General features: G+C 36.2%; 18 protein-coding genes. 11 read left to right on the forward strand and 7 right to left on the reverse strand.

The window, feature by feature from the left end; genetic code table 11:
• Window positions 1-87: 87 nt before the first annotated feature.
• The 5 genes from LC814_RS02375 to bamG all read right to left on the reverse strand — a co-directional run bounded on the left by LC814_RS02375 (window position 88) and on the right by bamG (window position 5356).
• Window positions 88-492, reverse strand: coding sequence for an MliC family protein (locus tag LC814_RS02375; protein ID WP_226064753.1), 405 nt, complete (start codon window positions 490-492; stop codon window positions 88-90).
• A gap of 343 nt (window positions 493-835) precedes the next feature.
• Window positions 836-2362: a carbon-nitrogen hydrolase family protein gene (locus LC814_RS02380; RefSeq protein ID WP_226064754.1), complete on the reverse strand. Its 1527-nt coding sequence runs from the start codon at window positions 2360-2362 to the stop codon at window positions 836-838.
• Between the two features lie 27 nt (window positions 2363-2389).
• Entirely contained in the window at window positions 2390-3439 is a 1050-nt protein-coding gene (locus LC814_RS02385) for an anhydro-N-acetylmuramic acid kinase (protein WP_226064755.1), read from the reverse strand.
• A gap of 48 nt (window positions 3440-3487) precedes the next feature.
• Window positions 3488-4078 (reverse strand): LPS export ABC transporter periplasmic protein LptC, encoded by a 591-nt coding sequence (lptC, locus tag LC814_RS02390; protein WP_226064756.1) that lies wholly within the window; start codon window positions 4076-4078, stop codon window positions 3488-3490.
• A 3-nt stretch (window positions 4079-4081) separates the two neighbouring features.
• Window positions 4082-5356: a BamG family beta-barrel-assembly machinery protein gene (gene bamG / locus LC814_RS02395; RefSeq protein ID WP_226064757.1), complete on the reverse strand. Its 1275-nt coding sequence runs from the start codon at window positions 5354-5356 to the stop codon at window positions 4082-4084.
• 288 nt (window positions 5357-5644) lie between these two features.
• Here bamG and LC814_RS02400 point away from each other — a divergent pair, with 288 nt between their 5' ends.
• The 5 genes from LC814_RS02400 to LC814_RS02420 all read left to right on the forward strand — a co-directional run bounded on the left by LC814_RS02400 (window position 5645) and on the right by LC814_RS02420 (window position 11627).
• Window positions 5645-6763, forward strand: a complete 1119-nt coding sequence (locus LC814_RS02400) for a DNA polymerase III subunit (RefSeq protein WP_226064758.1) — start codon at window positions 5645-5647, stop codon at window positions 6761-6763.
• A gap of 166 nt (window positions 6764-6929) precedes the next feature.
• Window positions 6930-7547: a TetR/AcrR family transcriptional regulator gene (locus LC814_RS02405; protein WP_226064759.1), complete on the forward strand. Its 618-nt coding sequence runs from the start codon at window positions 6930-6932 to the stop codon at window positions 7545-7547.
• Window positions 7531-8847 carry a TolC family protein gene (locus tag LC814_RS02410; protein WP_226064760.1) on the forward strand — a complete coding sequence of 439 codons (1317 nt, stop codon included), beginning with the start codon at window positions 7531-7533 and terminating at the stop codon, window positions 8845-8847. Before LC814_RS02405 ends, LC814_RS02410 begins: the two co-directional genes overlap by 17 nt.
• A gap of 33 nt (window positions 8848-8880) precedes the next feature.
• Window positions 8881-9993 (forward strand): HlyD family secretion protein, encoded by a 1113-nt coding sequence (locus LC814_RS02415; protein ID WP_226064761.1) that lies wholly within the window; start codon window positions 8881-8883, stop codon window positions 9991-9993.
• 56 nt (window positions 9994-10049) lie between these two features.
• Window positions 10050-11627: a DHA2 family efflux MFS transporter permease subunit gene (locus tag LC814_RS02420; RefSeq protein ID WP_226064762.1), complete on the forward strand. Its 1578-nt coding sequence runs from the start codon at window positions 10050-10052 to the stop codon at window positions 11625-11627.
• Window positions 11628-11651: 24 nt separating this feature from the next.
• Here the strand turns inward: LC814_RS02420 and ligA are convergent, their stop codons facing one another.
• Window positions 11652-13655 (reverse strand): NAD-dependent DNA ligase LigA, encoded by a 2004-nt coding sequence (gene ligA, locus LC814_RS02425; protein ID WP_226064763.1) that lies wholly within the window; start codon window positions 13653-13655, stop codon window positions 11652-11654.
• 201 nt (window positions 13656-13856) lie between these two features.
• Here ligA and cax point away from each other — a divergent pair, with 201 nt between their 5' ends.
• On the forward strand, window positions 13857-14915 hold the full coding sequence (cax, locus tag LC814_RS02430) for a calcium/proton exchanger (protein WP_226064764.1): 1059 nt from the start codon (window positions 13857-13859) through the stop codon (window positions 14913-14915).
• Window positions 14916-15114: 199 nt separating this feature from the next.
• Here the strand turns inward: cax and LC814_RS02435 are convergent, their stop codons facing one another.
• Complete coding sequence (locus tag LC814_RS02435; RefSeq protein WP_226064765.1) at window positions 15115-17187, reverse strand: alpha-ketoacid dehydrogenase subunit alpha/beta; 2073 nt, start codon at window positions 17185-17187, stop codon at window positions 15115-15117.
• Window positions 17188-17335: 148 nt separating this feature from the next.
• Between LC814_RS02435 and dnaE the strand changes: the two genes are divergently transcribed.
• From dnaE to LC814_RS02460, 5 genes are all read left to right on the forward strand, one after another.
• Window positions 17336-21994: a DNA polymerase III subunit alpha gene (dnaE, locus tag LC814_RS02440; RefSeq protein ID WP_226064766.1), complete on the forward strand. Its 4659-nt coding sequence runs from the start codon at window positions 17336-17338 to the stop codon at window positions 21992-21994.
• Window positions 21995-22162: 168 nt separating this feature from the next.
• Window positions 22163-22822: a response regulator transcription factor gene (locus tag LC814_RS02445; protein ID WP_226064767.1), complete on the forward strand. Its 660-nt coding sequence runs from the start codon at window positions 22163-22165 to the stop codon at window positions 22820-22822.
• A gap of 220 nt (window positions 22823-23042) precedes the next feature.
• On the forward strand, window positions 23043-23642 hold the full coding sequence (locus tag LC814_RS02450; RefSeq protein ID WP_226064768.1) for a TetR/AcrR family transcriptional regulator: 600 nt from the start codon (window positions 23043-23045) through the stop codon (window positions 23640-23642).
• A gap of 1 nt (window position 23643) precedes the next feature.
• Window positions 23644-24975, forward strand: a complete 1332-nt coding sequence (locus LC814_RS02455; RefSeq protein WP_226064769.1) for a TolC family protein — start codon at window positions 23644-23646, stop codon at window positions 24973-24975.
• Window positions 24976-24987: 12 nt separating this feature from the next.
• The gene (locus tag LC814_RS02460) at window positions 24988-26043 is read left to right on the forward strand and encodes an efflux RND transporter periplasmic adaptor subunit (RefSeq protein ID WP_226064770.1); all 1056 of its coding nucleotides are present in this window, start codon (window positions 24988-24990) and stop codon (window positions 26041-26043) included.
• Window positions 26044-26046: the final 3 nt, after the last annotated feature.

Consider the following 26046-nt stretch of genomic DNA (forward strand, 5'->3'; position numbering starts at 1 on the left):
GCGCCAAGTTACAAATGGTTTTTTTTTTGAGAGGAAGCTAAAAAGGCCGTCTTTTCAGACAGCCTTTTTTCTTATTTAAAAATAAAATTATTTTCTTGTTCCAGTGACGATATCTTTATCATCTTTTCCAAAATAGAAATCTCCTTGGTGCCCCGTGAAGTAATAACCATCTTCATCTACAAATTTTTCGCCACTTGCAGATTCGGTTTGCTTCATTTTATAAGATTTTCCGTCGGTTTCATTTTTTACAACCGCCGTTCCATTCGTACTATCGAATTCAACTGAAAAAGTTGTTTTTCCATCTTTACTAATATAAGTCATTGGTGCAGATATTGTCGCACTGTCTGCTTCTGGCAAAGTTGCCATCGCAGAATCTTGCGCAGTAATATTAATGCTATCACTTGTGGAGTCGACCGTTGTGTTATTTTCCTTCGTGCATGAAGCTACCGTAAGTGAAAGTGCTAACACGGGAAATAAAAATTTGCTGTTCATTTTTTAATTTTTTTTGATTAAGTGCGATATGTCGCAAACTTAATGCCACAGAATTGCCAAAAACACATCATTTTAAAGATGCTTTTAGGCGTCAAGATTTTTAATGCTTTTAAAATTAATAATACCGTAGCTAACCAGTGGAAAAACGATCTAAATTCTGGTTACAATTATCCGGTTTCTGCGAGGTTGACAGGAAGATTTTTTAATGTGAAGTTCTACTTTAAACTTTAAATCTGAAGCAACGGAAAAGTAAAAAAAGCAAGGTGGAAGAAGATTTAAACACTAAATCTCATTTTACTAAAATAAATAAATCCCGGAACTGCAATAGTTTCGGGATTAAATTTTAGTCAGAATCTCCTTCGTTATCTTGAAGAGAAATCGTGTCATACAAATCTTTTCGTCGATCACTCATCGTTCGTACTGCGCCGTAGTGATGCAGTTCCTTCAATAAATTTAAATCAACATCTACAATTAAAGTTGATTCTGTATTCGGCGTCGCTTCACCTTTAATTGCATTTGAGGGAAATGCAAAATCCGACGGCGTAAAAACAGCAGCTTGGCCGTATTGAATATCCATATTATTTACACCTGGTAAATTGCCCACGCAACCTGCAATAGCTACATAACATTCATTTTCGATCGCACGTGCAGACGCGCAATTTCGCACGCGCATATACGCATTTTGAGTATCAGTCAAATACGGAACAAATAAAATCTTCATTCCTTGATCTGCCAACAAACGCGGTAATTCCGGGAATTCTACATCGTAGCAAATCACTAAACCTACTTTTCCACAATCGGTGTCGATGACTTTAATCTCATTTCCACCCTTCATGCCATAGTATTTTCTTTCGTTTGGCGTAATATGAACTTTACGATGTTCATCTACTTTCCCATCTCGGTGAAGCAAATAACTGATATTGTACAATTCCTCATTTTCTACCAAAGGCATACTTCCACCAATAATATTGATGTTGTAAGCAATTGCTAGCTGCGACAATTTAATCTTAATATCTTCGGTAAGTTCCGCCAGTTTAAACATACTGTCGCGTTCACTTAAATGATTAAATGGCGCCAATAGAGGCGTATTGAAAAATTCCGGAAACATGATAAAATCTGATTTATAATCCGCCATTACATTAACGAAAAATTCAACCTGTTCATAAAATGCTTCGATGTCTTTAAAATGCCGCATTTGCCACTGAATCAAACCAAGCCGAATTACAGAATCCTGCATGGTGTTAGGTTTCTTGCTATAGTAAATGTTATTCCATTGCATTAAAACCGCGTTCTCTTCTGAATGTGAATCTTCTGGCAGATAATTTTTCAAAACACGAACGGGTAGAAAGTTATTGGCCAGTTGGAAACTTAAAACCGGATCGTAAATTTCTTTTTTACGTACCTGCTGAATATATTGTCGTGGAGAAAGATCTGCGCTGTGCAAGTGATAATTTGGAATTCGGCCACCAATAATAATTGACTTTAAATTTAACTTTTCGCAAAGCTCTTTCCGGGCATCGTATAATCTACGGGCTAAACGCAATTCGCGAAATTCCGGATCCACAAAAATTTCAATTCCATATAATACATTTCCATTCTCAGAATGGGTATTAAAGGTGTAATTTCCAGTAATTTCATTGTAATTGTGGTCATCGCCAAAAAGTTCATATTGTACTTTTAATGCCAGACAAACCGCCGCAATTTTTCCATCAACGGTGATGCATATTTGACCATCTGGGAATATTTTAATTAGTTTGTGAATACTTTTTTTTGACCAAATGCTTTCTGACATTGCCGGGTATGCTTTTAGCATCGTTTCCCGCAATTCGTCATAATCCGCAATCGCCAAATTTCTAATATCTATTTGCATTTATATTTTTTATTTAAGTTAAAATTTTTAAACGATAAGCCCAGACGAATGATCCGCCGAACTTCCCGTCGCTGAAGACAAGGTGTTAATTTCATTTTTGCTACGTAAAACCCCCATAAAAGCAAAAATTAGCGCTTCTTTAAAATCGATAATTTCTTTATTTGGAATAATAATTTCTGAATTGGAATGTTCCTTAATTCTCTCTACTAAAAATTTGTTGTAAGTTCCACCGCCCGTAAATAAAACTTTTTTAATGTTATATTTTTGGAAGACAGCCGCCATTTGTAGTGCAGCATGTTCTGTGAAAGTGGCTAAAATATCAATTGGATTTTCAGTTTTAAAGAGCGGAAATACATATTCAGAAACCCATTCTATTCCTAGTGATTTAGGTGAATCTTGCTGATAATAGGGTAGAGCATTTAATTTACTTAAGATTTCACTATTTATTTTTCCTTTCCTTGCAAGATCTCCATTCTCATCGAAATTTTTGCCTAATTTTTGGGCGAATTTATTCAGTACAATATTTACCGGACAAATATCAAAAGCAATTCTGCGTTGATTTTCTTTGAAAGAAATATTAGAAAACCCCCCGATATTTAAGCACGCATCAAATTCAGAAAATAGCAGTTCATCACCGATCGGAACTAATGGCGCGCCGTTGCCTCCCATTAAAACATCTTGACTTCTAAAATCATATACAACCGGAATTTGAGTTAAAATCTTTATCGCTCTGCCGTCACCAATCTGAACCGTGAATTTTTTTTTTGGCTGATGAAAAACGGTGTGTCCGTGAGACGCAATTAAATCAATATTTTTTAGAGAATGCTTTTCGATAAAGTCCTTTACCTTTTCACCCAAATAAAAACCATAATTTGCATGGAGATCAAAAAGACCTTCTGGGGATAATTCTGTTGCAGTTCGAAGTTGGTTTTCTAATTCCTGCGAATAAGGAATTGTTGACGCATTTAAAATTTCAAAATTCCATTTTCCCGCCTCATCTTTTTTGAAAGAAGCATGACAGATATCCAGGCCATCGAGACTCGTTCCAGACATTAAACCTAAGGCGTAAAAAGTCATAAGGTGAATTTTATTCTATCATTAAATGGAAAAAAAATAATACGAATACTATCGTTTTTTCTCTGGAATTTTCTGCGCATTGATGTCGCCGGAATTGTTGAAGAAAGTGTATTCCGAAAAATCGTCTTTTGCTTTCATACCGTTAGCACCAACTAAAGTTGATCCATCTTTATCAGTTACGTAAACCGTATCAGAAGTATAAATTAATCGTTTTGCCTGATCCCAATAAACCGATTGCATGGCAAACATTTGATTTTCATTGCTGATGATTTTTACATTGCCTTTTGCTTCGTAGAACTTTTTAATTTCATTAAATTTCGCATATTTCGCGGTAATTTTTCCGGGAACATCAGGTTTTTTTTTATCATAAAAAAGAATATTAATTCCTTTTCTGGCTACAATATAGGGCGAATCGATATATTCAAACTTTTCGATTAGTGGAGCGGTAGCGCGTAATTTAATCATTCCAGAATCTCGCTGTACAATATTGGCATTGTAAATAATCTGCGAAGGGAAGTTGTTATTGCTGTTTTTATTGATCTTCGTAAGATCTTCGTCACAGGAAATTAAAACAAAAAATATAGCACAACCCAGAAAGGCGGCTATATTTTTATTTTTTATTTCATGACCGAAAATCATTTCTTAATCATAAAGTTTTTTACTAAACCACTTTTGACCGAAATTAAGTCCTATTCTCAAATTCACGAAGTTTTGACGAATCAAATCATTTTGCAGCGTTCCTCTTGTACCTAGTTCTACACCAACATCAATTCCACTCATTCGGCTCGCACCTCTGTTATCAAACGGAAAATTCATTCCACCAGTTACAGCGAATTTATTAACATCTGTACCATTTATTGCAAGATTTCCTTTTTCGTAATACGCTCCATAACGATATGTTACGCGGGAAAAATAACTTCTGAAGTTGTTATAATTGGGTAAATACCAACCACCTGCAGAAATTTTGTAAGAATCTTGATACGCAAAAGGCTGACCTAAATACTGCACCGTTTCACCTTTTTTATAATCAACCTGTGTTCCCAAAAACCATTTCGCATCTTTACCTAAACCAGCACCGAGCGAGAATTCCATAGGTATAAGGTTTTTATCTTCACTGAATCTTTCCTCGATAATACTTTCGTTGTTTTTGATCTGTCCTGGCGAATAGAAATAGGTACTGTTTACGTAGCTGCTTTCCATTTGTCCCGTATTTCCAAAAGTATACGTAGCACCTAAAGTCAGTTTTTTATCCTTTTCTAATTTTTTCTGATAAGCCGTTCCTACAGTAAAATTAAAGGTTTTAATTTTATTTTTAGTTTCATAACCATTGATTAACTCAGCGTTTGTTACCGTAACTTCGTTAATATCGTATAAATTACCAAAGTAAAAATTACTTCTTAAACCCAAGCTAAATTCTGGCGAAATTTGGTAAGATAAAGCCGCTTGAATGGTGCTTAATCCACCTTCGCCACGAAAAAGACTGGCTTTTGTATCGCCATTTTCAGCGGTTTCCGTAGAAACAACAGAATATTTTTTCGAGCTGTAAGGTTGGTAACCCATTCCAAATTTCACCTTTTGCGAAATTGGGAAAGCTATAGAAATATTTGATAAATACGTAGAATGCTTGGTAGCACTTTGGTTATTAAAATCTGATTTGAAAAAATTATTTTCGTTTGTTCCTTCAACTTTCAAACTTGTAATTTCTAAATTCTTATTTGCTGCTGGATTACTGAAATTAAAACTGTTGGTAAAATCCCAGATATAAGCTGTGGAAACTCCACCCATGGCATTGATATCAGTCGTATTGTCATACTTTACATCTCCAATTCCGAAGGCTGCATAAGGAGAATTACCAATCGTTTGGGCATTCAGAAAAAAACCTGCCGCGATGATCGGTAATACAAAAAATCTTTTCATTCTCTATTTTTAAAAATAATGCGCAAATATCTTAAATAATACTGAACTGTGAAAGTAAGTTTGGTTAAAGTTTGTTAAGCTTAATAATTGTTTTCTGCGTATAATAAAGGAAATTTCAGTCTTAAATTTATTCGACCATACCAAATAAACTGAAAGTGATTTTATTTAAAAGTAAATATTTTACCAAAAGTGGGTTTGAATTTTTTCATGATGTATAATTATAATTAATGATTATCAGCGCAGTATAAATTACACTTTAAAAATAAAATTTTGAATTATCTTTGATGCATGAATTGGGAAGATATTGTCGGTCAAAACAGTTTGAAAAATCTTTTAAAAGAAAGTATTGAAAATCGCAGAGTAAGTCACGCACAATTATTTGTGGGAAGAGATGGCTACGGCACGCTCGCGTTGGCACTGGCATTTGCAAAAGAAATTTTAAAAAGAGAAAATGAAAGTGCTTCTTCGAAAGTTGATCATTTGAATCACCTTGATTTGCATTTTAGTTTTCCAGTTTTTAAGGCCAACAAAACCGGCTTGGCTTCGCAATTTTTCGAAGAATTTCGTGAGATGATTTTAGATAATCCTTACGCAAACAACGAAGATTGGAGCGCCATTTTAGAGTCTGAAAACAAACAACTCACCATCTATGCCGATGAAGTTGATGAAATTAATAAGAAATTTGCGTTAAAAAGTTTTGAAGGTGGTAGCAAAATATTAATTGTGTGGCAGGCAGATAAAATGAATACTGAGGCTGCCAACAAGTTTCTGAAATTTTTAGAAGAACCGCCCAAAAACACCTTTATCATTCTTACTGCAACCGACACCGATTCAATGTTGCAAACCATACTTTCCCGCTCTCAATTGGTGGAAATTCCCCAGATTGCTGATGAAAATTTGGAGGAAGCTTTGAAAAAGCACTTTCAGACAAGTCCAGAACATCTTCAGGAAATTTTGTTTCAGGCACAAGGAAACTGGAACACCGCGCAGAAATTAGCAACATCTGAAAATTTAGATTCAGAGCTCGAAGAACTATTCATTATGTGGGTTCGTGAAGCCTTTCAAGTAAAAAAGAAACCCGAATTTTTAAAAAATATAGTCGTTTGGGGTCGAAAAATAGCAGTGTGGAATAAAGAAAAACAAATGAACTTTCTGGAATATTGTGCTGAAATGTTTCGTCTTGCTTTATTGCAAAATTACGGAGGTGAAGAACTGGTTTACAAAAAAATTCAGTCGGGCGGATTTAAATGGGACCGTTTTTCTAAATTTATTCACGGTGCAAATATCGAAGCGATTCTCGAAGAAATTTCCCATGCCAATTATCACTTAGAAAGAAATGGGAACTCCAAAATCATCTGGACAGATCTGGGAATTAAACTTTCCCGATATATTCATAAAGCAGCATAAACTACCCATCAGGTAGTTTTTTTTATTCGCAAACTGTAATTTACTCATTTCTTAATAATTACAGATTATATCAAAATTCCCTAAATAATAATAGACAAAATATTCAATCAATCGTTTGATTGTTTTATTTTTTATTTTACTTTTGCCTCCGTAAAAAAAGAAAAATATGATTTCTAAAGAAGAAAACCTACTGCGAAGTGCAGAAATTCTTTTTGCAGAGAAGGGTTTTTCCGGGACTTCAACACGAGAAATTGCGAAAGCGGCCAACGTGAATATTTCCATGATTTCCTACTATTTTGGATCGAAAGAAAAACTGTACGAAAAACTTTTTGAGTTTAGAATAAACGAAAGTTTAAGTTTCAGCAAGGATATTATTTCTAATGATAAGTTAGATGAATGGGAAAAAATGGTCGTCGTTATGGATCGGTATGCTGACCGTGTGAAAAACCTAAAACCTTTTTACCTCATTTTACAGCGCGAGCAGCTTGCGAATAGAAATCCTGTGATTAACGAATTTTTAAAAAAGTCAAAGAAAGGATTTCTTGCAATTTATAGTGAGCTAATTCAAAAAGGTTTAGATCGTGAAATTTTTACGAAAAATCCCCGACTTGAATTTGTTCATTCTACAGTTTCAGGAACCATTTTCACCGCATTAAATACGCTTCCCACTTATAAAGAGTTCTTTGAGGGCGACGAAGATTATGAAATGCAATACTTCGAAGAAATTAAAATTCATGTTCAAACGATATTAAAACACCTTTTAGGTTATGAAATACAGCAATAAATCACTTTTTATTTTTGCTTTTTTGGGGAGTATTCCTTTGGTGAAAAGTCAGGCAATTAAACAATTGACTTTAGATGAAGCCATATTATTGGGAACAAAAAATTCCAAAAATCTGATGATTGACCAGGCTAAAATTCAGGAAGCCACTGCAAATTATTTGGAGGCAAAGAACAACCGATTACCTAGTTTAAAGGTTTCGGCGAGTGCATTGGCTCTTTCAAATGCAAAAGTGGATTTAAAAATTACGCCACCTTCGGAAAGTGGAGCGGGTTCTCCAAAAGCCAGTTCAGCATTCTACGGAAATGTCGCGGCTTCCTTACCTCTTTTTACGGGCGGCAGAATAAAATATGGAATTCAGTCCGCAGATTATTTAATTAAAGCAGCTGAACTAAGTGCTGAAAACGATAAGCTCGCTATTGAATATAATATTGCGCAGGCCTATAATAATTTATTCAAAGCAAATCAGCAGATTAAGGTACTTGAAGATAATTTAGCTTCATCTCAAAAACGGGATTTGTCTTTTCAGAAATTGGAGGACAACGGAATCATCGCAAGAAATGACAGATTAAAAGCCAATTTACAAACTTCAAATATAGAATTGCAGTTGTTAGATGCCTATAATAATTACAGCATCGCCATGATCAATATGGATTTACTGCTCGGTTTACCAGAAAATACTGCTTTGGAAATTGATCCACAATACATTACAGAACTTACCGAAAATCAAGACGTTTCCTATTATGTGAACAAAGCATATCAACTTCGAACTGATTTACAAGCAATTGATTATCAACAAAAAGCAGCTGAATTAGGCATTAAATCTGCTAAAGCAGAGAGTTTACCGACGATTGCTCTAACAGGCGGATATATTGCAGCGGAGATCCCGAAGATCTTAACCATTATCAACGCGGCAAATATTGGAGTTGGAATTCAATACAATATCGATAATCTTTGGAAGAAAAACTCCAGTTTAATGCGGGCAACTGCGACGGACAAAAAACTATCGGCAACGCGTGAGTTATTGAATGATCAAATTAAGTTGGAAGTAAACAGAGATTATCAAATCTCCGAATTTTCTAAAAAGAAGATTGTCGTTTACGAAAAAGCTGCTGATCAGGCGAATGAAAACTTTCGGGTGACCAATAACAAATATAAAAACGGATTGGCGACGATTACTGAATTGCTCGATGCTGATGCGGCACAGATTACTGCCAACGTAAACGTCGTAAATGCAAAAGCAGATTCAGCACTTGCTTACCGGAAATTATTACAAAGTTCGGGAATTTTAACAACGAAATAAAACTAAAATAATCTTAAAAGTAATCGCAATACAATGGATAATATAACAGATCAACCAGAACTATTTCCCGAAACAAAAAAGAAAAAATCACTCGTCTTTCCCATTATTTTGGCGGTGGTATTGATTGTCGGTGGTTTTTTCGGCTACCGAATATATTCTTATGGTCTTACTCACGAAGAAACCGATGATGCTCAAATTGCTTCAAATATGAGCCCGGTTATTTCCAAAATATCCGGTTATGTTACTGAAGTAAAAGTTACCGACAACCAATTTGTAAAGAAAGGTGATACCCTTATAGTTCTTGATAATAGAGATCAGAAAATGCTTTTACAACAGGCAACTGCTGCTTTAGGAACTGCAAAAAGCAATGTTCAAACTTCAGTTGCTTCTACAAGAGCAGCTTCTCAAAACATTAATTCGACCAATGCAGCGATAAGAACGGCTAATGCTCAAATCGAAGCGTCAAAAGTGAATGTTTGGAGAACGAGTCAGGATTTGAAACGATATGCAAATTTGGTGAAAGACCATACCATTACGCAACAGCAATTTGAAACTGCATTAGCTGCAAAGCAGACAGCAGATCGGCAATTACAAGTTTTGGTAGATCAAAGAAATCAGGCTGCGCAACAAACTGGAATTGTAAACTCCCAAACTGAAGCCAGTTCCCAACAGATCGGTGTCGCAAATTCAATGGTTAAACAGCGAGAAGTTGATGTAGAAAATGCAAAATTAAATCTTTCATATACCGTAATTCTCGCGCCTGAAGATGGAAATGTTTCTAAGATTTCTACACAAAAAGGTCAGTTTGTTCAGGCTGGTGCTCAGTTATTCAGTTTGGTGCGTGATAATAGCAAGTGGATTATCGCCAATTTTAAAGAGACTCAGCTTTCTAAAATGGTAGAAGGACAACCGGTAGAAATTGAGATTGATGCTTTCCCTAAAGAAAAATTCGAAGGAAAAGTGACCTCATTTTCTCCAGCAACTGGTTCTACATTTTCTATTTTGCCTCCCGATAATGCCAGTGGAAATTTCGTGAAAGTGGTACAGCGTCTTCCTGTTAGAATAGATTTTACCAAGATAAAACCTGAAATCGCTAAAAAACTTCGTACAGGAATGAATGTAAAAACTACTGTGATTTTAAATTAAAATTTCTATTTCAGAACAGAATTTTCCCCCGAATCATTAAAAAATAGAGTTTTAAAATGGAGCAAGATTCATTAGTTGAATACGGTGCCAGACGCGTCATTATTACGATTACTGCTATTCTGTGTGCATTGCTGGAAATCGTAGATTCTACAATTGTCAATGTAGCTTTGAATGAAATGAAAGGTAATCTTGGTGCAACACTGTCCGAAGTGGGCTGGGTTATAACTGCGTATGCCATCGGTAATGTAATCATTGTTCCGATGACCAGTTGGCTTTCTCAACAGTTTGGGCGACGAAATTATTTTGCAGCTTCCATTATTATTTTTACGATATTTTCTTTTCTGTGCGGGAATGCGACAAGTATCTGGGAACTTGTATTTTTTAGACTTTGTCAAGGGATTGGCGGTGGAGCGCTCCTGGTAACTTCTCAAACCATCATTACAGAATCTTATCCTTTAGCGAAAAGAAGTATGGCCCAAGCTATATATGGTCTAGGAGTCATTATTGGTCCAACTTTAGGTCCGCCGTTGGGCGGATATATCGTTGATAATTTCAGTTGGCCGTATATATTTTATATTAATATTCCCATCGGGATTGCAGCTACCTTGATGACTTTACAGTTTGTAAGAAGTCCAAAATTTGCAGAGAAAAGAAAAGCAAGAGACGTCGATTGGTACGGAATTATGCTGCTTGCCGCTTTTGTGGGATCACTGCAGTATATTTTAGAAAAAGGCCATGAAGACGATTGGTTTGATAATCCGATTATTGTTTTCCTCAGCATCGTTGCAGTTATCGGTTTTATACTTTTCCTTTGGCGAGAACTCAATTATAAATATCCGGTTGTAGAATTGCGTGTTTTAAAAAATGGGAATCTGCGTTTAGGAACTGCCATGTCCTTTATTTTGGGATTTGGTTTGTATGGTTCTACATTTATTGTTCCGCTGTATACGCAGAGTGTGCTGGGTTGGACTGCCTTGGAATCTGGAGCTTTGATGATTCCCGCAGCGCTGACAACCGCCGTTATGATGCCAATTATCGGTCGACTTTTAACGCGCGGCGTGAAGCAACAACTTTTAGTTGCACTGGGATTACTACTTTTCTTTGTATATAGTTTTTGGGGCTATAAAATCATTTCGCCCGACACCGGCAAAGGTGATTTCTTTTGGATGTTGATTGTGCGCGGTGCTGGTCTAGGCTTACTTTTTATTCCGATTACTTCATTGGCTTTAAGTACGCTGAAAGGTCAGGAAATTGGTCAGGGAGCAGCTTTTACAGGAATGATGAGACAGCTCGGCGGTTCTTTCGGAATAGCAGCAATCACAACGTTTATATCCAATCAAACTTCCATTCACCGCGCGGCATTAACAAGTCATTTAGATGCAAACAGTTTTGATGTTCAACAAAGATTGAATGGTTTAGTTGCGTCTTTTCAAGCCAAAGGTTTTGGTCCCGATAATTCGCTGGCCGCTGCTTACAAACTTTTAGATTTATCGGTTTTGAAACAGGCCACCGTATTATCTTATATGGATGTTTTCCTCTATTTAGGATTTCTCTTTTTAGTCTGTATTCCTTTCGTCCTCTTGGTTAAGGAAAAAAAGGGTAGGGATCCCATTGATATTGGAGATATGCATTAATGGATCTTGAATTGCACAAACAGATTATTCTTTTATTAAATCTAAAAATTCCTGTTCGTCTAAAATTTGGATGGATCCAATATCCTGAGCTTTTTTCAGTTTACTTCCGGCTTTTTCGCCCACGATTAAATAATTCAGATTTTTAGAAACCGCTGAAATATTTTTTCCACCGTGTTTTTCCACCATTTCTTCCGCAGCTTCTCTGGTAAATAAAGAAAGTTTTCCCGTGAAAAGAAATGTTTTATTTTCTAAAATACTGCTTAAAACTTCATTTGTATTTTCGCCCTTTTCCAATTGAACGCCGTACGATTTCAAACGTTCAATCATTAAAATATTTTCTGGATTTTGAAAGAAATTGACAATACTTTCTGCGATTTTTCCGCCAATATCTTCTACTTGAATGAGTTCTTCTGCTGTTGCATTTTTTAAATCATCAATAGAATTGAAGTTTTTTGCAAGTTTCTTTGCAACTGTTTCTCCGACGTGCTTTATCCCGATTCCAAACAAGACTTTTTCATATGGAATTTGTTTTGAATTTTCAACGCCATCTAAAATATTCTGCGCAGATTTCTCCGCCATTCTTTCTAAAGGAAGCAACTGTTCCTTTGTTAATATATAGAAGTCTGCGGGATTTTCAACAAGTTTTGCACGGTATAACTGTTCGATCGTTTCCGCGCCTAAACCTTCAATATCTAAAGCTTTCCGTGACACATAATGAATCATTCGTCCCACAACCTGCGGCGGACAATGCAAATCATTCGGACAAAAATGAATCGCCTGATCTTCAATTCTAACCAGTTCAGTACCGCATTCCGGACAATTTGTGATGTATTCTATTTCTTGAGAATTCGCATCTCTTTTCTCCAAATTAATGCCTACAATTTTCGGAATAATTTCGCCACCTTTTTCTACAAATACGAAATCATGGTCGTGCAAACCAAGTTTTTTGATAATATCTTCATTATGCAAACTGGCTCTTTTCACAATTGTTCCAGCGAGTAAAACGGGTTTTAGATTAGCAACAGGTGTAATTGCTCCAGTTCTACCCACCTGATAAGTCACGGTTACGAGTTCGGTTTCTACCTTTTCAGCTTTGAATTTATAAGCCATTGCCCAACGCGGTGATTTCGCCGTGTAACCCAACTGTGACTGTTGTTTAATTGAATTTACCTTTAAAACAATTCCGTCGATTTCAAAAGGAAGTTCATGGCGATGTTCGTCCCAAAAAGTGATAAAATCTTTTATTTCATCTAAATTTTTGCAGAGTTTCGCCTGATTAGAAACTTTAAAACCCCATTTCTTCGCATCTTGCAGTAATTCCCAATGCGTTTCAGCTGGCGTGTCAGAAGAAATGAATTGATAAAGTACGGCTGAAAGTCCACGTTTTCGAACTTCAGCAGAATCCTGCATTTTCAAACTTCCAGACGCTGTATTTCTGGGATTCATGAATAAATCCAAACCTTCTTCTTCGCGCAGACTGTTAATTTTGTCAAAGTTTTTGCGCGTCAGATAAATTTCCCCTCGCATAAAAAACTGCGGAGGAAAATCGCCTTTCAATTTTAAGGGAATATCGGAAATTGTCTTCACGTTAGCCGTTATTTCATCACCTTGAAATCCGTCGCCACGTGTTACAGCTTGTTTTAATTTTCCATTTTCATAAAAAATAGAAATTGATGCACCGTCATATTTTAATTCCGCAACAAATTCTACAGGCTCGTCAATCGTTTTAATGATGCGTTTTTCCCAGTCTTCTAAATCATCAAAATCATAAGAATTGTCTAAAGAATACATTCTAAACTGATGATGAATGGTCGGAAAATTTTTCGTGATTTCCCCGCCAACGCGCAAAGTAGGCGAGTTAGGATCATAGAACTGCGGATAATTTTTTTCGAGGTCCTGAAGTTGCTTTAATTTTAAATCAAATTCAAAATCGGAAACAGTCGCATTGTCCTCAACATAATAATCGAAATTATGCTGATGAAGTTCCGCACGCAGCGCTTCTATTTTTTCTAAAATGCTTTGAGACATAAAATCACGGTATTTCTACAAAAATAAGGAATCATTTAAAATTTCGGATTGGTTTTAATTTTTTTTAAAATTTAAATTTATGGTCTAAATATTGTCGCGGATTTTATTGGCTTTGTACGAAGCGTCGCATATTTTAGAATCAATTCGGTGAACTTTCTAAGATCATGCTGAAAATTACCAAGTCATTTTAAATATACGATTATGCAGAAAAAAGACATTATTCTCCTGGCAGCTGCAGCATTAGTTGCTGGATTCACTGGTTATGCAACTCACGCTGGTTTTAATTCAGTACTATTATTTTCTCTTGCCGCCGTTGCCCTCGTTTTGGTTGCCATGATCGTGGGGAAAGCGACAGAACAACTCGGAAGCAGAATGGGACCGGCAGCAACCGGCGTTTTACAATCGGCTTTGGGAAATCTTCCAGAACTTTTTGTATGTATTTTTGCCTTGAGAGCTGGTTTAGATACCGTCGTAAAGGCCGCATTGGTGGGATCAATTTTAGGAAATTCAGTTTTGGTTTTTGGTATGGCGATCTTGTTTGGTGGACTTAAAAACGGGCGGCAGTATTTTCATTCTGAACCTCCGAAAATGAATGCTGTATTGATGATTTTAGCCTTTGCTGCGATGGCGGTTCCAACCTTGACTTTTTATTTGCATACGCCCGCAGAAAGTCATTTGAATACTTTGGATATTATCGTTGCGGTAGTTTTACTTATAGTGTTTGGAGCTTATCTAAGTTTTTCCATTAAAGGTGATAAGTCGATTATGCCCGATAAAAACGGTGATGCTGAAGAAGCAAGTTGGTCGCTTCCTTTAACTTTAGGAATATTAGCCGCTTCGGGTGTTGGAGCTGCATTTGTCTCCGACTGGTTTGTAGAAGCTTTAAAACCTGCGATGGATTCTCTTGGAATTAATGATGTTTTTGCTGGTTTGATCGTGGTCGCAATCGCGGGAAATGCCATAGAAAATCTGGTAGGAATTCAATTGGCTTTGAAAAATAAAGCGGATTATGCGGTAAGTGTAATTATGAATTCTTCGTTACAAATTGCGCTCGTTCTTTTTCCATTGTTGGTAATTTTATCTTTCTTTTTAGGCGGCGCCGTTTTATCTTTTGTTTTGAGTCCACTTCTACTGGCAGCTTTGGCTCTTTCGGTTCTAGTAAGCGCTTTTATAGTGTTTGATGGGGAAAGTATTTGGCTGGAAGGTGTTGCGCTGATTGGACTATATATTATTATTGCGACCGCTTTTTGGTGGGGATAAAGTTTTTAGGCGCAAAAGCTTTAGAAAAATAATAAAATGTAAATTCCGCAAAAAAGGTGCTGCGTGTAAAGTTCTCAATGCAAATATTATCAATCGTAATTCTTAATAGATTTTAAAAGTTACATTAAAACAAAAGTCACAAAAGTTTTCAGAAAGGAAATCTTTTGTGACTTTGCAGTTTAAGACATTTTACGTACAATTATTGCGTCAACATTTTTCCAATTTTTACAGAAAGTTTCTCCGCATTTGGAAGCATCTCTTTTTCTAAAATTAAATTAATTGGAACAGCCGGCAAATTGAGAGATCCCATTGTTTCAACTGGCGCATCTAAAGATCTGAAACATTCTTTTGAAATCCGATGTGCGAATGCCTCAGCAAAAGAATTTTGAATTTGTTCCTCCGTTAAAACTAAACATTTTCCGTGGATTTTTGTTCGTTCAAAAACAAGTTTTTCGTCTAAAGGAATAAGGGTTCTTAAATCGATGATCTCAACTCTTCCTAAGAAATTTTTTGCCGCTTCTTTCGCCCAATAAACTCCCATTCCATAAGTAACGATGAGCATTGTTCTGCCCTTTTCAGTTTCAGACGGGTCCGCTTCTAAAAGGATGTTTCCTTTTCCAAAAGGTAAAATATAATCTTCTGCAGGTTCAACTGTTTTAGCATCTTCAGTTCCGGGAACTTTACTCCAATATAATCCTTTATGCTCCAGCATAACAACTGGATTTGGATCGTAGAAAGCTGCTTTTAATAAACCTTTAAAATCAGCTGCATTACTCGGATATGCGATTTTGATTCCTTTAATATTGGCTAAAATACTTTCTACACTTCCGCTGTGATAAGGTCCGCCGCCTCCATAAGCTCCAATTGGGACGCGAATAATATTGCTCACTGGAAATTTTCCATTACTCAGATAGTTGGATTTTGAAACCTCGGTAATAAGTTGGTTAATTCCAGGATAAATATAATCGGCGAACTGAACTTCCACAATTGGTTTTAAGCCAACTGCGCTCATCCCAACCGTAGAACCAATAATATAAGCTTCCTGAATGGGCGTATTAAAAACCCTTTTATTCCCGAATTTTTTTCCTAAAGTCACGGTTTCGCGGAAAACACCACCAATTCTTTCACCTACATCCTGTCCGTAAAGCAGAGCTTCCGGATGTTTGTACATGATTTCCTGAATGGCGTGAATGGCTGCATCGACCATTACAATTTTTTCGGGATTTTCTCCTTCTCTTTTGCCAACTTCTTCTGTAATTGGCGTAGGAGCGAAGACATGATTTTCTACAGTTTGCGGTTTTGGATCTTCAGCCTCAATGGCTTTTTGAAACGCCTGTTCAACTTCTAATCGTGCTTTCTTCTCTATTTGTTTTAAAAGATCTTCGTCGGTTCCTTCTTCCAACAATCTTTTTCTCAGGATATTGCCGGGATCTTTTGCGCGGTGTTTTTCCAAATCTTCTTCATCACGGTAAAATTCTCGTCGAACACCGGAAGTATGATGACCAATCAAAACCGTACTGGCACAAACCAACATCGGTTTTCTTTCGGCCCGAACAAAATCGACTGCTTTTTTCATGGCTTTAAAACTGGCTTCAAAATCAGTTCCGTCCACTTTCATTCGATTTAAACCAACAAATCCAGCTGCAAAATCATACGCATCTGAAGTTCTGGCTTCTTCCTTGGTTACGGAAATGCCCCATTCATTATCCTGAACCAAAAATATGATTGGCAGTTGATGAAGTGCTGCAAACTGAAAAGCTTCGGAAACTTCACCCTCTGTAATTGAGTTGTCGCCGAAACTGCAGACAACCACTGGATTATTTTCAAATTCCTGAAGGTTGAATTCCTGAATATATTTAATTCCCTGCGCAACACCGGTTGTCGGAATTGCCTGCATTCCTGTCGCGGAACTTTGATGAATTATTTTAGGAATATTTTCCTGACGACTAGAAGGATGCGAATAATAAGAACGTCCACCAGAAAACGGATCATCTGCTTTTGCCAGTAATTGAAGCATTAATTGATAAGGCTCGAATCCCATCCCGAGCAACATACTCTCGTCGCGATAATAGGGGGAAACCCAGTCTTCTTTGGTGAGTTGATATGCGGTCGCAAGTTGAATCGCTTCGTGACCGCGGGAAGTAGAGTGAACATATTTGCAGATATTTCGGTTTTCTTCGTATACATCTGCGGTTGCTTTAGCAAGCATCATGTGCTTAAATGCCTTTAACAAAATCTCTCGAGAAACAATTTCTTTCTTAATAATTTCCATAGGTAACAAAGATAAAAATTTTAAAAGAAGTTCAGTAAATTTTAAAATCTTAAACACCTGATATTTGTCCAAAACAAAAATTGTTTTCCGAATTTCAACTTTTTTTTGAATTAATTTTAAAGTAATTTTACCAAAATTATCCTCTTCAATGTATTTAATTTTCGATACCGAAACGACTGGTTTACCTAAAAATTTCAACGCTCCCATTACCGATTCCGACAACTGGCCAAGAATGGTTCAGCTTGCCTGGCAATTGCACGCGAAGGACGGTAGTTTGCTGGAAAATCAGGATTTCATTATTAAGCCAGAAGGTTATGACATTCCCTTTTCTTCCCAAAGAATACACGGCATTTCCACAAAAATTGCTACTGAAGAAGGTGAAGATTTAAGTGATGTTTTACTTAAATTTAAAGAAGCGCTAAATAAGGCAGAGGTTGTAGTTGGTCACAATGTTATTTTCGATTATAATATTGTAGGCGCCGAGTTTTTTCGAAAAGAAATTGAAAATAATTTGCAAAATCTTGCATCTGCGGATACCATGCAGTTGGGCACGGATTACTGTCAGTTAGGAGGTGGGAAGAGCGGAAGATATAAATCACCAAAACTCGAAGAATTATACGAGAAATTATACGGAGAAAAATTCGATGAAGCGCATAATGCAGCGGCCGACGTAAATGCTACCGCGCAGGTCTTTTTTGAAATGAAAAGGATCGGCATTATTCCGCCTGAAACCATAGAGATTACTCCACTTGAATTACAGCAGTTTATTGATGCTCATCCAAGTGCCATAAGACCTTTCCCCATTGTGATCAGAAGACAGGTCGCCGATTCTAAAAAGAAAAAGAAAACCGTACATTTTGGTGACACTGATGAAATTGAAATTGGCAATTACTTTAACTTTCATAATCACAGTATTTATTCGTCTTTACAGTCTTCCACTAGCATTAGCGAATTAATTTCGAAAGCCCTCGACAATAATTTTCCGGCGGTAGGAATTGTTGATTTGGGAAATATGATGGGCGCTTTTAAATTTATTTCTGAAGTTGAAAAAGCCAACGGAACGATTAAAAAAACGCATCAGGAATATTCCGAAAAAAAGAAAAAAGCAGAAGAGGAAGGGATTCTATTTAATGATGTTGAACCGCGCAAAGAACCTTTAATTCCCATCATTGGTTGTGAATTTTATCTTTCTGAGCGGCCGGACCAAAAGCAATTTACCAAAGATGATCCAGACCGCCGGACGAATATGGTTCTTTTGGCCAAGAACTTTAATGGCTACAAAAACTTGGCAAAACTGTCGAGTTTGGGTTATGTAAATGGTTTTTATTTCGGCGTTCCAAGGATTTCTAAAAAAATGATTTTGGAATTTAAACAAGATTTAATTGCCGTTACTTCCGGAACTACAGGAGATATCCCCAATACTATTTTAGAATTTGGTGAGCAGAAAGGGGAAGAAGTTTTTCAGTGGTGGAAGGAGACTTTTAAAGATGATTTTTATGTACAGCTTCAAAATCACGAGCTGGAAGAAGAGGAATATTTAAATGATGTTTTGTTGACTTTTGCAGAGAAATATGAGGTTAAAATTTTAGCCCAAAACGAAACTTTCTACACCGAAAAATCTGAGGCACATATTCAGGATATTCTGTATTGTATTAAAGATGGGGAAAAACTTTCTTCGCCAGTAGGAAAGGGTTTTGGAAAACGGCGAGGTTTACCGTCTCAGGAATTTTACCTAAAAAATACCGATCAAATTAAACAGAGTTTTCGCCAGTTTCCAGACGCGTTTGAGGCGTACGACGAACTTTTAGCAAAGTTTGAATCTTTTACTTTAAAAAGAGATGTTTTGTTACCTGAATTTAAAATCCCAGAAGAGTTTTTAAGTGCAGAAGATCAACTGGATGGCGGAAAAAGAGGGGAAAATGCATACCTCAGATATTTAACTTACGAAGGCGCAAGCGAGAGATACCCCGAAATCACTGAGGAAATTAGGGAACGTCTGGATTTTGAACTCGGCGTTATTGCTAATACTGGCTATCCCGGCTATTTTTTGATTGTGCAGGATTTTTGTAATGAAGCTCGAAATATGGGCGTTTGGGTCGGTCCGGGACGAGGTTCAGCCGCCGGTTCAGCAGTTGCATATTGTACGGGAATTACGAATGTAGATCCTATTAAATACGATTTGCTATTTGAGCGTTTTCTGAATCCAGAACGTATTTCGATGCCCGATATTGATATTGATTTTGATGATGAAGGTCGTGATAAAATTATCAAATGGGTCGTAGAAAAGTATGGTAAAAACAATGTGGCACAAATCATTACTTATTCAGTTTTAGGTGGGAAATCTGCTATAAAAGATGCTGGACGAGTTTTGGATCTTTCCATCGCAGACACCAATAATATTGCTAAATTAATTCCTACAACACCGGGAATGAATATCGCAAAAGCTTTTGCAAAATTTGAAAAACTTGCTCCTGAAGATAAAATGCTGGCGCAGGAAATGAAAGATATTTTAGCAAATCCAAAAGATGAGCGTTATGAAGTTCTTTCTGCCGCACAAAAAATGGAAGGTTGCATTCGTAATACTGGAATTCACGCGTGTGGAGTGATCATTACGCCAGAAGATATTTCGAATTTAGTACCGATTACCATCGCGTCGAAAGATGCAGATATTCTGGTTTCGCAATTTGATAACTCCGTCGCTGAAAGCGCGGGTCTATTAAAAATGGATTTTCTGGGTCTTAGAACCTTGACGATTATTAAGCACGCCATAAAACTCATTAAAGAAAAACACGGAATTGAAATTAATCCCGACACCATTCCTCTGGACGATTCGAAGACGTATCAATTATTTAAAGAGGGGAGAACAGTAGGGATTTTTCAATATGAAAGTCCGGGAATGCAGAAATATATGCGCGAACTGAAGCCCACAGAATTTGCGGATTTAATTGCCATGAATGCTTTGTACCGACCGGGACCTATAAAATACATTCCACTTTTTATTAATCGTAAAAATGGCGTGGAGGAAACCATCTATGATTTAGAAGAAACTGAAGAGTTTTTAAGTGAAACCTACGGAATTACTGTTTATCAGGAACAGGTAATGTTGCTTTCTCAAAAACTAGCGAACTTTACGAAAGGGGAAGCTGATACATTGCGGAAAGCAATGGGAAAAAAACAAAGAGATGTTCTGGATAAAATGTACCCAAAATTTATCGAAGGTGGAAAGATCAATAATCTGGATGAAACCAAACTTAATAAAATTTGGAAAGATTGGGAAGCTTTCGCAGAATACGCTTTCAACAAATCGCACTCTACTTGTTATGCTTTAATTGCGTATCAAACTGCCTATTTAAAAGCCAATTATCCGGCAGAATATATGGCCAGTGTAATGTCAAACAACATTAACAATACCAAGCAAATTACACTTTTCATGGAAGATTGCAAAGCCATTGGTGTTGATGTTTTGGGACCTGATGTGAATGAGTCACAATATGCTTTTGCAGTCAATGAGAAAGGGCAAATTCGTTTTGGATTAGGCGCGATTAAAGGAATTGGTGAAGGCCCAAGTGAAGCCATTGTTGAAGCCAGAAAGAAAGAACGTTTTAAAAATATTTATGACTTTTTTGAAAGAATTCCGTCTTCGCAAATGAATAAACGTGTTGCAGAAAGTTTGGTCGTTGCCGGTGCATTTGACGAAGTTGATCGTTATCACCGCGCCCAATATTTTGATATTGATAATGCGGGAAAAACAAATATTGAAAGGCTTCTGCGCTATGGACAGAGTTTTCAGGATAATAAAAATGAAATTGAAAATTCACTTTTTGCGGATTTTGCGGATGAAGTTCAGATTGAGCAACCAAAACTAAATCCGGCGCCGGAGTGGCAAAACATGCATAAGCTTAATAAAGAAAAGGAAATTATCGGATTTTATCTGTCTGCACATCCGCTGGACGAGTATAAATATCAGTTTCAGTTTTTGCAGGGAGCACTGAGCAAGAAAGAAATTTTGGAAGGTAAAAAAGAAGAACCTTTAGAACTGGAAAAAGTTATTTTACCCTTGGAAATTTCAGAGGTTGATGACAATGATGAAGATCTTATCGATATTCCTGCGGAAATTTTGCAAGGTGATGATGAAGCTATAATTGAAGAACCAACCAGAATTGTAGAACCAAAAGGGAATTTCAATTTTCTAAATCTTGATGAAATTGAAACCTATAAAAACAGCGTTTTCAGTAACAATCAACCCGATTTATTCAACAATGATAAACTGAGTTGGAAAGAAAAACAAGCTTTAAAAAATAATACGCATGAATATATGGTAGCCGGTTTGGTAACAGAATATACCATTAAAGACGGAAAAAATAGCGGAGAAAAAGTTGCTTTCCTCATGCTGGAGGATTACAGCGGCAGTTATTCCTTCCGATTAGGAGATCGCGATTACATGAAATTCCGGGATAAAATCGATGTGCAGCGTTTTGTTATTTTTAAAGTGAAGTTCAGTCAGTCTAATGATGGTCGGGTTTTCGTAAATATCACCGACGTCATTGACTTGAAAGAAGCGTTTGAAAAATTTGCGAAGAAAATGACAATTGTTGTTGATATCAATGATTTAAGAAAAGAAGATATTGAATTTTTTAAGAATCAGTTTGTGGAACATAAGGGAGATCAAAAATTAAATTTCTTTATTAAAAATCCAGAAGATGAAAGTCAGCTGGAACTGATGAGTTTGCAAACAATGATTCAGGTAAATGGCGATTTAATAGGAGTTTTTAACGAAATGCAGAAGTATCAAATTTTTCTAAATTAAATTCAGAGTATCTTTTTTACGATTTCTAAATTAATTTCTAAATTGATTTTTTTTCATAATAAATTTTTTACCGTGAAATAACCCTTTCGCTTAATATTTTTCGTATTTATAACCTCCTGATTCGCTTGTACTTAAATTAGTTTGTAATTTTGTGTAAAACTACAGATCATGAAACGCAAAATTATTCTTTATGATAGCCATCACCTTAATCTTGGCATGATGCAATCTTTTTTAGGCACAGAAATACTCACGACAAATTACGACATTGAAGCCATTTCCGAGCTAAATATAATTCCACAATTAATTCAAAATGAAGACACGGTTTTAATTTTAAATTCTTCAGATCTAACGAGTAATGTAATTAGAGATTTGATCGACAAATTTCGTGACATCAATCCTTCCGTAAAAATTATGATTCATTCTTTAGATGTTGAGGTGAATGATATTAAATCGTTTTTTGATAAAGGGATTAAGTGTTACTTGGGTAGCAAGGTAAGCAGTGAGGAATTTAGAGAAGCTTTAGCTCAGGTGATTGACGGAAAAGTATATATAACCGATGACGTTAAAAATATGCTCGTTAATTACATGTGTAGTCAAGAAGGTTCCCAGCATCTTAAAAGTGATTTACCTACGGAAATAACACGCCGGGAAAAAGAGGTGTTGAATTTAGTATGTGAAGGTTTACGCTCCAAAGAAATTGCTGAAAAATTATTTATAAGTCCGCATACTGTAGAATCTCACCGGAGAAACATCATGTTAAAATTTAACATCAGCAATTCATCGCGCTTGGTGAAATTTGCGTTAGACAATCATTTGGTTGAAACTTAAATTTCAATTTTAAATAAATATAAATGAAGCAGATTTTGTAATCTGCTTTTTTCGTTTTAATAGTATTCACCTATGTACTATTGAATTTAAGTGAAGAACTAAAATATAGAATTTCTACCTTATTTCATATTACAATGATTTAGTTTCATCTATTATATTTAAAAAAACTAGGAAACTATTTTTGTTTCTTAGTTTTCTTTTGTACATTTGCACCCGAATTATGGAAGAAAATAAAGAATTTTTAATGAAAGCGTCGGAGCTTTTTTTGGAAAATGGCGCAAAGACCCTCACAATGGATGATATTTCCCGGTCTTTTGGTATTTCCAAAAAAACACTTTACGTAAAGTATAAGAATAAAGAAGAGCTTATAGAAGCTGTTCTTCATTTTAAACTGGAAGAGATTATTACCCGACTTCGATATTTGGAAACTCAGATCGAAAATGCCGTGGAACGAATGTTTTGTCGCGATGAGCAAATTGATAATGTGGCTGATTCTAACAACAGCATCCTCATTAAGCAACTCATTAAATACTATCCCGCAATTTTCAATAAACATATGCGTGAATTTTCTGAAAAATTTTCAGAAGTGATGATTCATAATATAGAGAAAGGGAGATCGCAGGGGTATTACCGTACAAACTTCGATGCAGAAGTGTACGCAAAAATATTTTTTCAGCTCATTATGTCATTAGAGAGTTCCCCATTTATTGATGTAAGTTCTATTGATAAAAATAACTATAAGCATGAAACCATGAATCTTTATATGAACGCGATCACTACGGAAAAAGGAAAAGAAATTTTAAAAAAAATAAATTATTAATATGAAGAAAGTAGCACTAAGTCTTCTTTTCTGTGGAGGAGTAATCTTCGGGCAGGAAGCAAAAGTTCTTACTTTGTCGGACGCCATTTCTTATGCTTTAGAAAATAAAGCAGATGCAAAAAAAGCCCTGTTAGACATTAGAAAAGGAGATGCTCAAATAGCAGAAACGAAATCTCGAGCCTATCCTAACATCTCTTTTTCGAGTAATACCACTTATAATCCCTTGCAACAGGAAACTGTTTTACCGGGAGAAATATTTGGACAACCTGGACAACAGGTAAAAGTTGCCTTCGGACAAAAATGGACGTCGAGTAATAATGTACAACTTTCTCAGGTTCTTTTTAATCAGGCAGTTTTCACGGGTTTAAAAGCAGCAAAAAGCACCAAAGAGTTTTATCTCATTAACGCAGAACTTACGAACGAACAAATTATTGAAAAAGTTGCAAATGCATATTACAACGTTTACCAAAGTGAACAAATGCTTAAGACTGCTGAAGATAATTTGGAAATAACAAATCAGACCAGTAAAATTATTAAAGGTTTGTATGATGCCGGTCTCGCCCGAAAAATTGATTACGACCGAACTTCTGTCGCCAGAAATAATCTTACATCAACGCAACAGCAATTAATCAATGCGGTACAACTGAGTGAGAATGCATTGAAATTTATGATTGGAATGCCAATGAATGAGGAAATCACTTTACCTGAAGAAACATTTGATCCGGCAATTTTACCAGATAACGATCCCGGAAACTTTGATAATAGAACAGAACTTAAACTTGTTAACAAACAATTAGAGTTGTTGTCCTGGCAGAAAAAAGCAACCGAAGCAGAATATTACCCAACGGTGGGACTTACCGCTAATTACGGATTTCTGGGACAAGGTGAAAAATTTCCACTCTGGAATGGATCGAAAAACGGAGTTTACTGGTCTGATCTCGCCTCCATAGGTTTACAAATAAATGTTCCCATTTTTAATGGATTTGCAACAAAATCTCGAGTAGAACTTAATCAAATAGATATTGAAAAAGCGCAAATTGATTATGAAGAAACCAAATTAGGCTTAGACCTGGCGCATAAAAATGCAATCACTTTGCTGACGAATAATATGACCAGCATTGATATTCAGAAAGAGAACTTAAAACTGGCAGAAGAAGTTTTATCAAATACCAGAGCCAATTACAAATATGGTTTGGCAACTCTTAATGACATTTTAGATGCTGAAAAAGATCTTACTGATGCAAAAAATAACCTTACAAGAGCAAGATTAGATTATAAACTTGCGGAAATTGAACTTTTAAAATCACAGGGGAAACTCAATACACTTAAATAATAAACTACGGAAATGAAAAAGAGAACTTTAATTACAATCATAGCCATCATCGTTATAGCGGGCGGACTTTTTTTAATTCTTCAAAATAATAAAAAGAAAAACCAAGCTGAGGTTGCTATTGTTGCAGAGACGAACGCCGATGTCGCCGTAAGAACTGCAGTAGTAAAAACAGAAAAGATTAGTGGTGAGTTTACAGTGAATGGTACTTTCTTACCAAACAAACAAAGTATGATTGCGTCTGAAATTAATGGACAATTAATCGCGCTGAATGTTAAAGAAGGCAGTTATGTAAGAGCCGGACAAAGCATCGGTAGACTTGCCGGAGAAAAATTAAACGTCAACGTTGGCAATGCAAAAGCCAATTTAGCCCAGGCGCAATCTGCATTAAGCCGATATGAAGCCGCTTATAAAACGGGTGGTGTGACTGCGTTGCAATTGGATCAGGCAAGACTTCAGGTAAAAAATGCGAGATCACAAGTTCAATCAGCGCAACTTCAATCTGGAGACACCAATATTATTTCAAAAATTAGCGGAATTGTCAATCAGAAATTGGTAGAAGTAGGGGCGGTTTTAGCGCCTGGAACACCAATTATCGAGATTGTGGATATATCATCCGTAAAGTTGAAGGTAGATGTTGATCAATCTTTAGTTAGCCAACTTGCAGTAGGAAATATAGTACAAGTAAAACCAGATGTTATTGAGGGAACGGTCGAAGGTAGAATCACTTTTATCGCACCATCCGCCTCAGGAGCTTTAAAATTTCCCGTGGAAATAACGGTTCCGAACAGTTTCAATAAACTGAGAGCGGGAATGTACGGAAGTGCAATGTTCAACAATAAAGGAGAAAATACGGTATTAGTTGTTCCGCGCGATGCCTTTGTAGGAAGTGTAAGTGACAATTTAATATTTGTTGTGAAAGACAATATTGCTTATTTGACCAAAGTACAGGCTGGTACCAATTACGGTGACAAAGTAGAAGTTGTAAGCGGTTTAAATGAAGGAGATGTTATTGTAACCAGCGGCCAAATCAATCTTTCCGACAAAACGAAAATCAGAATTTTAAAATAATCG

The organism is Kaistella polysaccharea (assembly GCF_020410745.1).
Taxonomy (GTDB): Bacteria; Bacteroidota; Bacteroidia; order Flavobacteriales; family Weeksellaceae; genus Kaistella; species Kaistella polysaccharea.

Bases quoted from the DNA above. Each gene is read 5' to 3' on its own strand.
- lptC (WP_226064756.1), bottom strand. From the start codon at position 4,078: ATGATTTTCGGTCATGAAATAAAAAATAAAAATATAGCCGCCTTTCTG.
- LC814_RS02435 (WP_226064765.1), bottom strand. From the start codon at position 17,187: ATGGAAATTATTAAGAAAGAAATTGTTTCTCGAGAGATTTTGTTAAAG.
- LC814_RS02385 (WP_226064755.1), bottom strand. From the start codon at position 3,439: ATGACTTTTTACGCCTTAGGTTTAATGTCTGGAACGAGTCTCGATGGC.
- LC814_RS02380 (WP_226064754.1), bottom strand. From the start codon at position 2,362: ATGCAAATAGATATTAGAAATTTGGCGATTGCGGATTATGACGAATTG.
- ligA (WP_226064763.1), bottom strand. From the start codon at position 13,655: ATGTCTCAAAGCATTTTAGAAAAAATAGAAGCGCTGCGTGCGGAACTT.
- LC814_RS02455 (WP_226064769.1), top strand. From the start codon at position 23,644: ATGAAGAAAGTAGCACTAAGTCTTCTTTTCTGTGGAGGAGTAATCTTC.
- LC814_RS02420 (WP_226064762.1), top strand. From the start codon at position 10,050: ATGGAGCAAGATTCATTAGTTGAATACGGTGCCAGACGCGTCATTATT.
- bamG (WP_226064757.1), bottom strand. From the start codon at position 5,356: ATGAAAAGATTTTTTGTATTACCGATCATCGCGGCAGGTTTTTTTCTG.
- LC814_RS02460 (WP_226064770.1), top strand. From the start codon at position 24,988: ATGAAAAAGAGAACTTTAATTACAATCATAGCCATCATCGTTATAGCG.
- LC814_RS02400 (WP_226064758.1), top strand. From the start codon at position 5,645: ATGAATTGGGAAGATATTGTCGGTCAAAACAGTTTGAAAAATCTTTTA.
- LC814_RS02410 (WP_226064760.1), top strand. From the start codon at position 7,531: ATGAAATACAGCAATAAATCACTTTTTATTTTTGCTTTTTTGGGGAGT.
- dnaE (WP_226064766.1), top strand. From the start codon at position 17,336: ATGTATTTAATTTTCGATACCGAAACGACTGGTTTACCTAAAAATTTC.
- LC814_RS02375 (WP_226064753.1), bottom strand. From the start codon at position 492: ATGAACAGCAAATTTTTATTTCCCGTGTTAGCACTTTCACTTACGGTA.
- cax (WP_226064764.1), top strand. From the start codon at position 13,857: ATGCAGAAAAAAGACATTATTCTCCTGGCAGCTGCAGCATTAGTTGCT.
- LC814_RS02405 (WP_226064759.1), top strand. From the start codon at position 6,930: ATGATTTCTAAAGAAGAAAACCTACTGCGAAGTGCAGAAATTCTTTTT.
- LC814_RS02450 (WP_226064768.1), top strand. From the start codon at position 23,043: ATGGAAGAAAATAAAGAATTTTTAATGAAAGCGTCGGAGCTTTTTTTG.
- LC814_RS02415 (WP_226064761.1), top strand. From the start codon at position 8,881: ATGGATAATATAACAGATCAACCAGAACTATTTCCCGAAACAAAAAAG.
- LC814_RS02445 (WP_226064767.1), top strand. From the start codon at position 22,163: ATGAAACGCAAAATTATTCTTTATGATAGCCATCACCTTAATCTTGGC.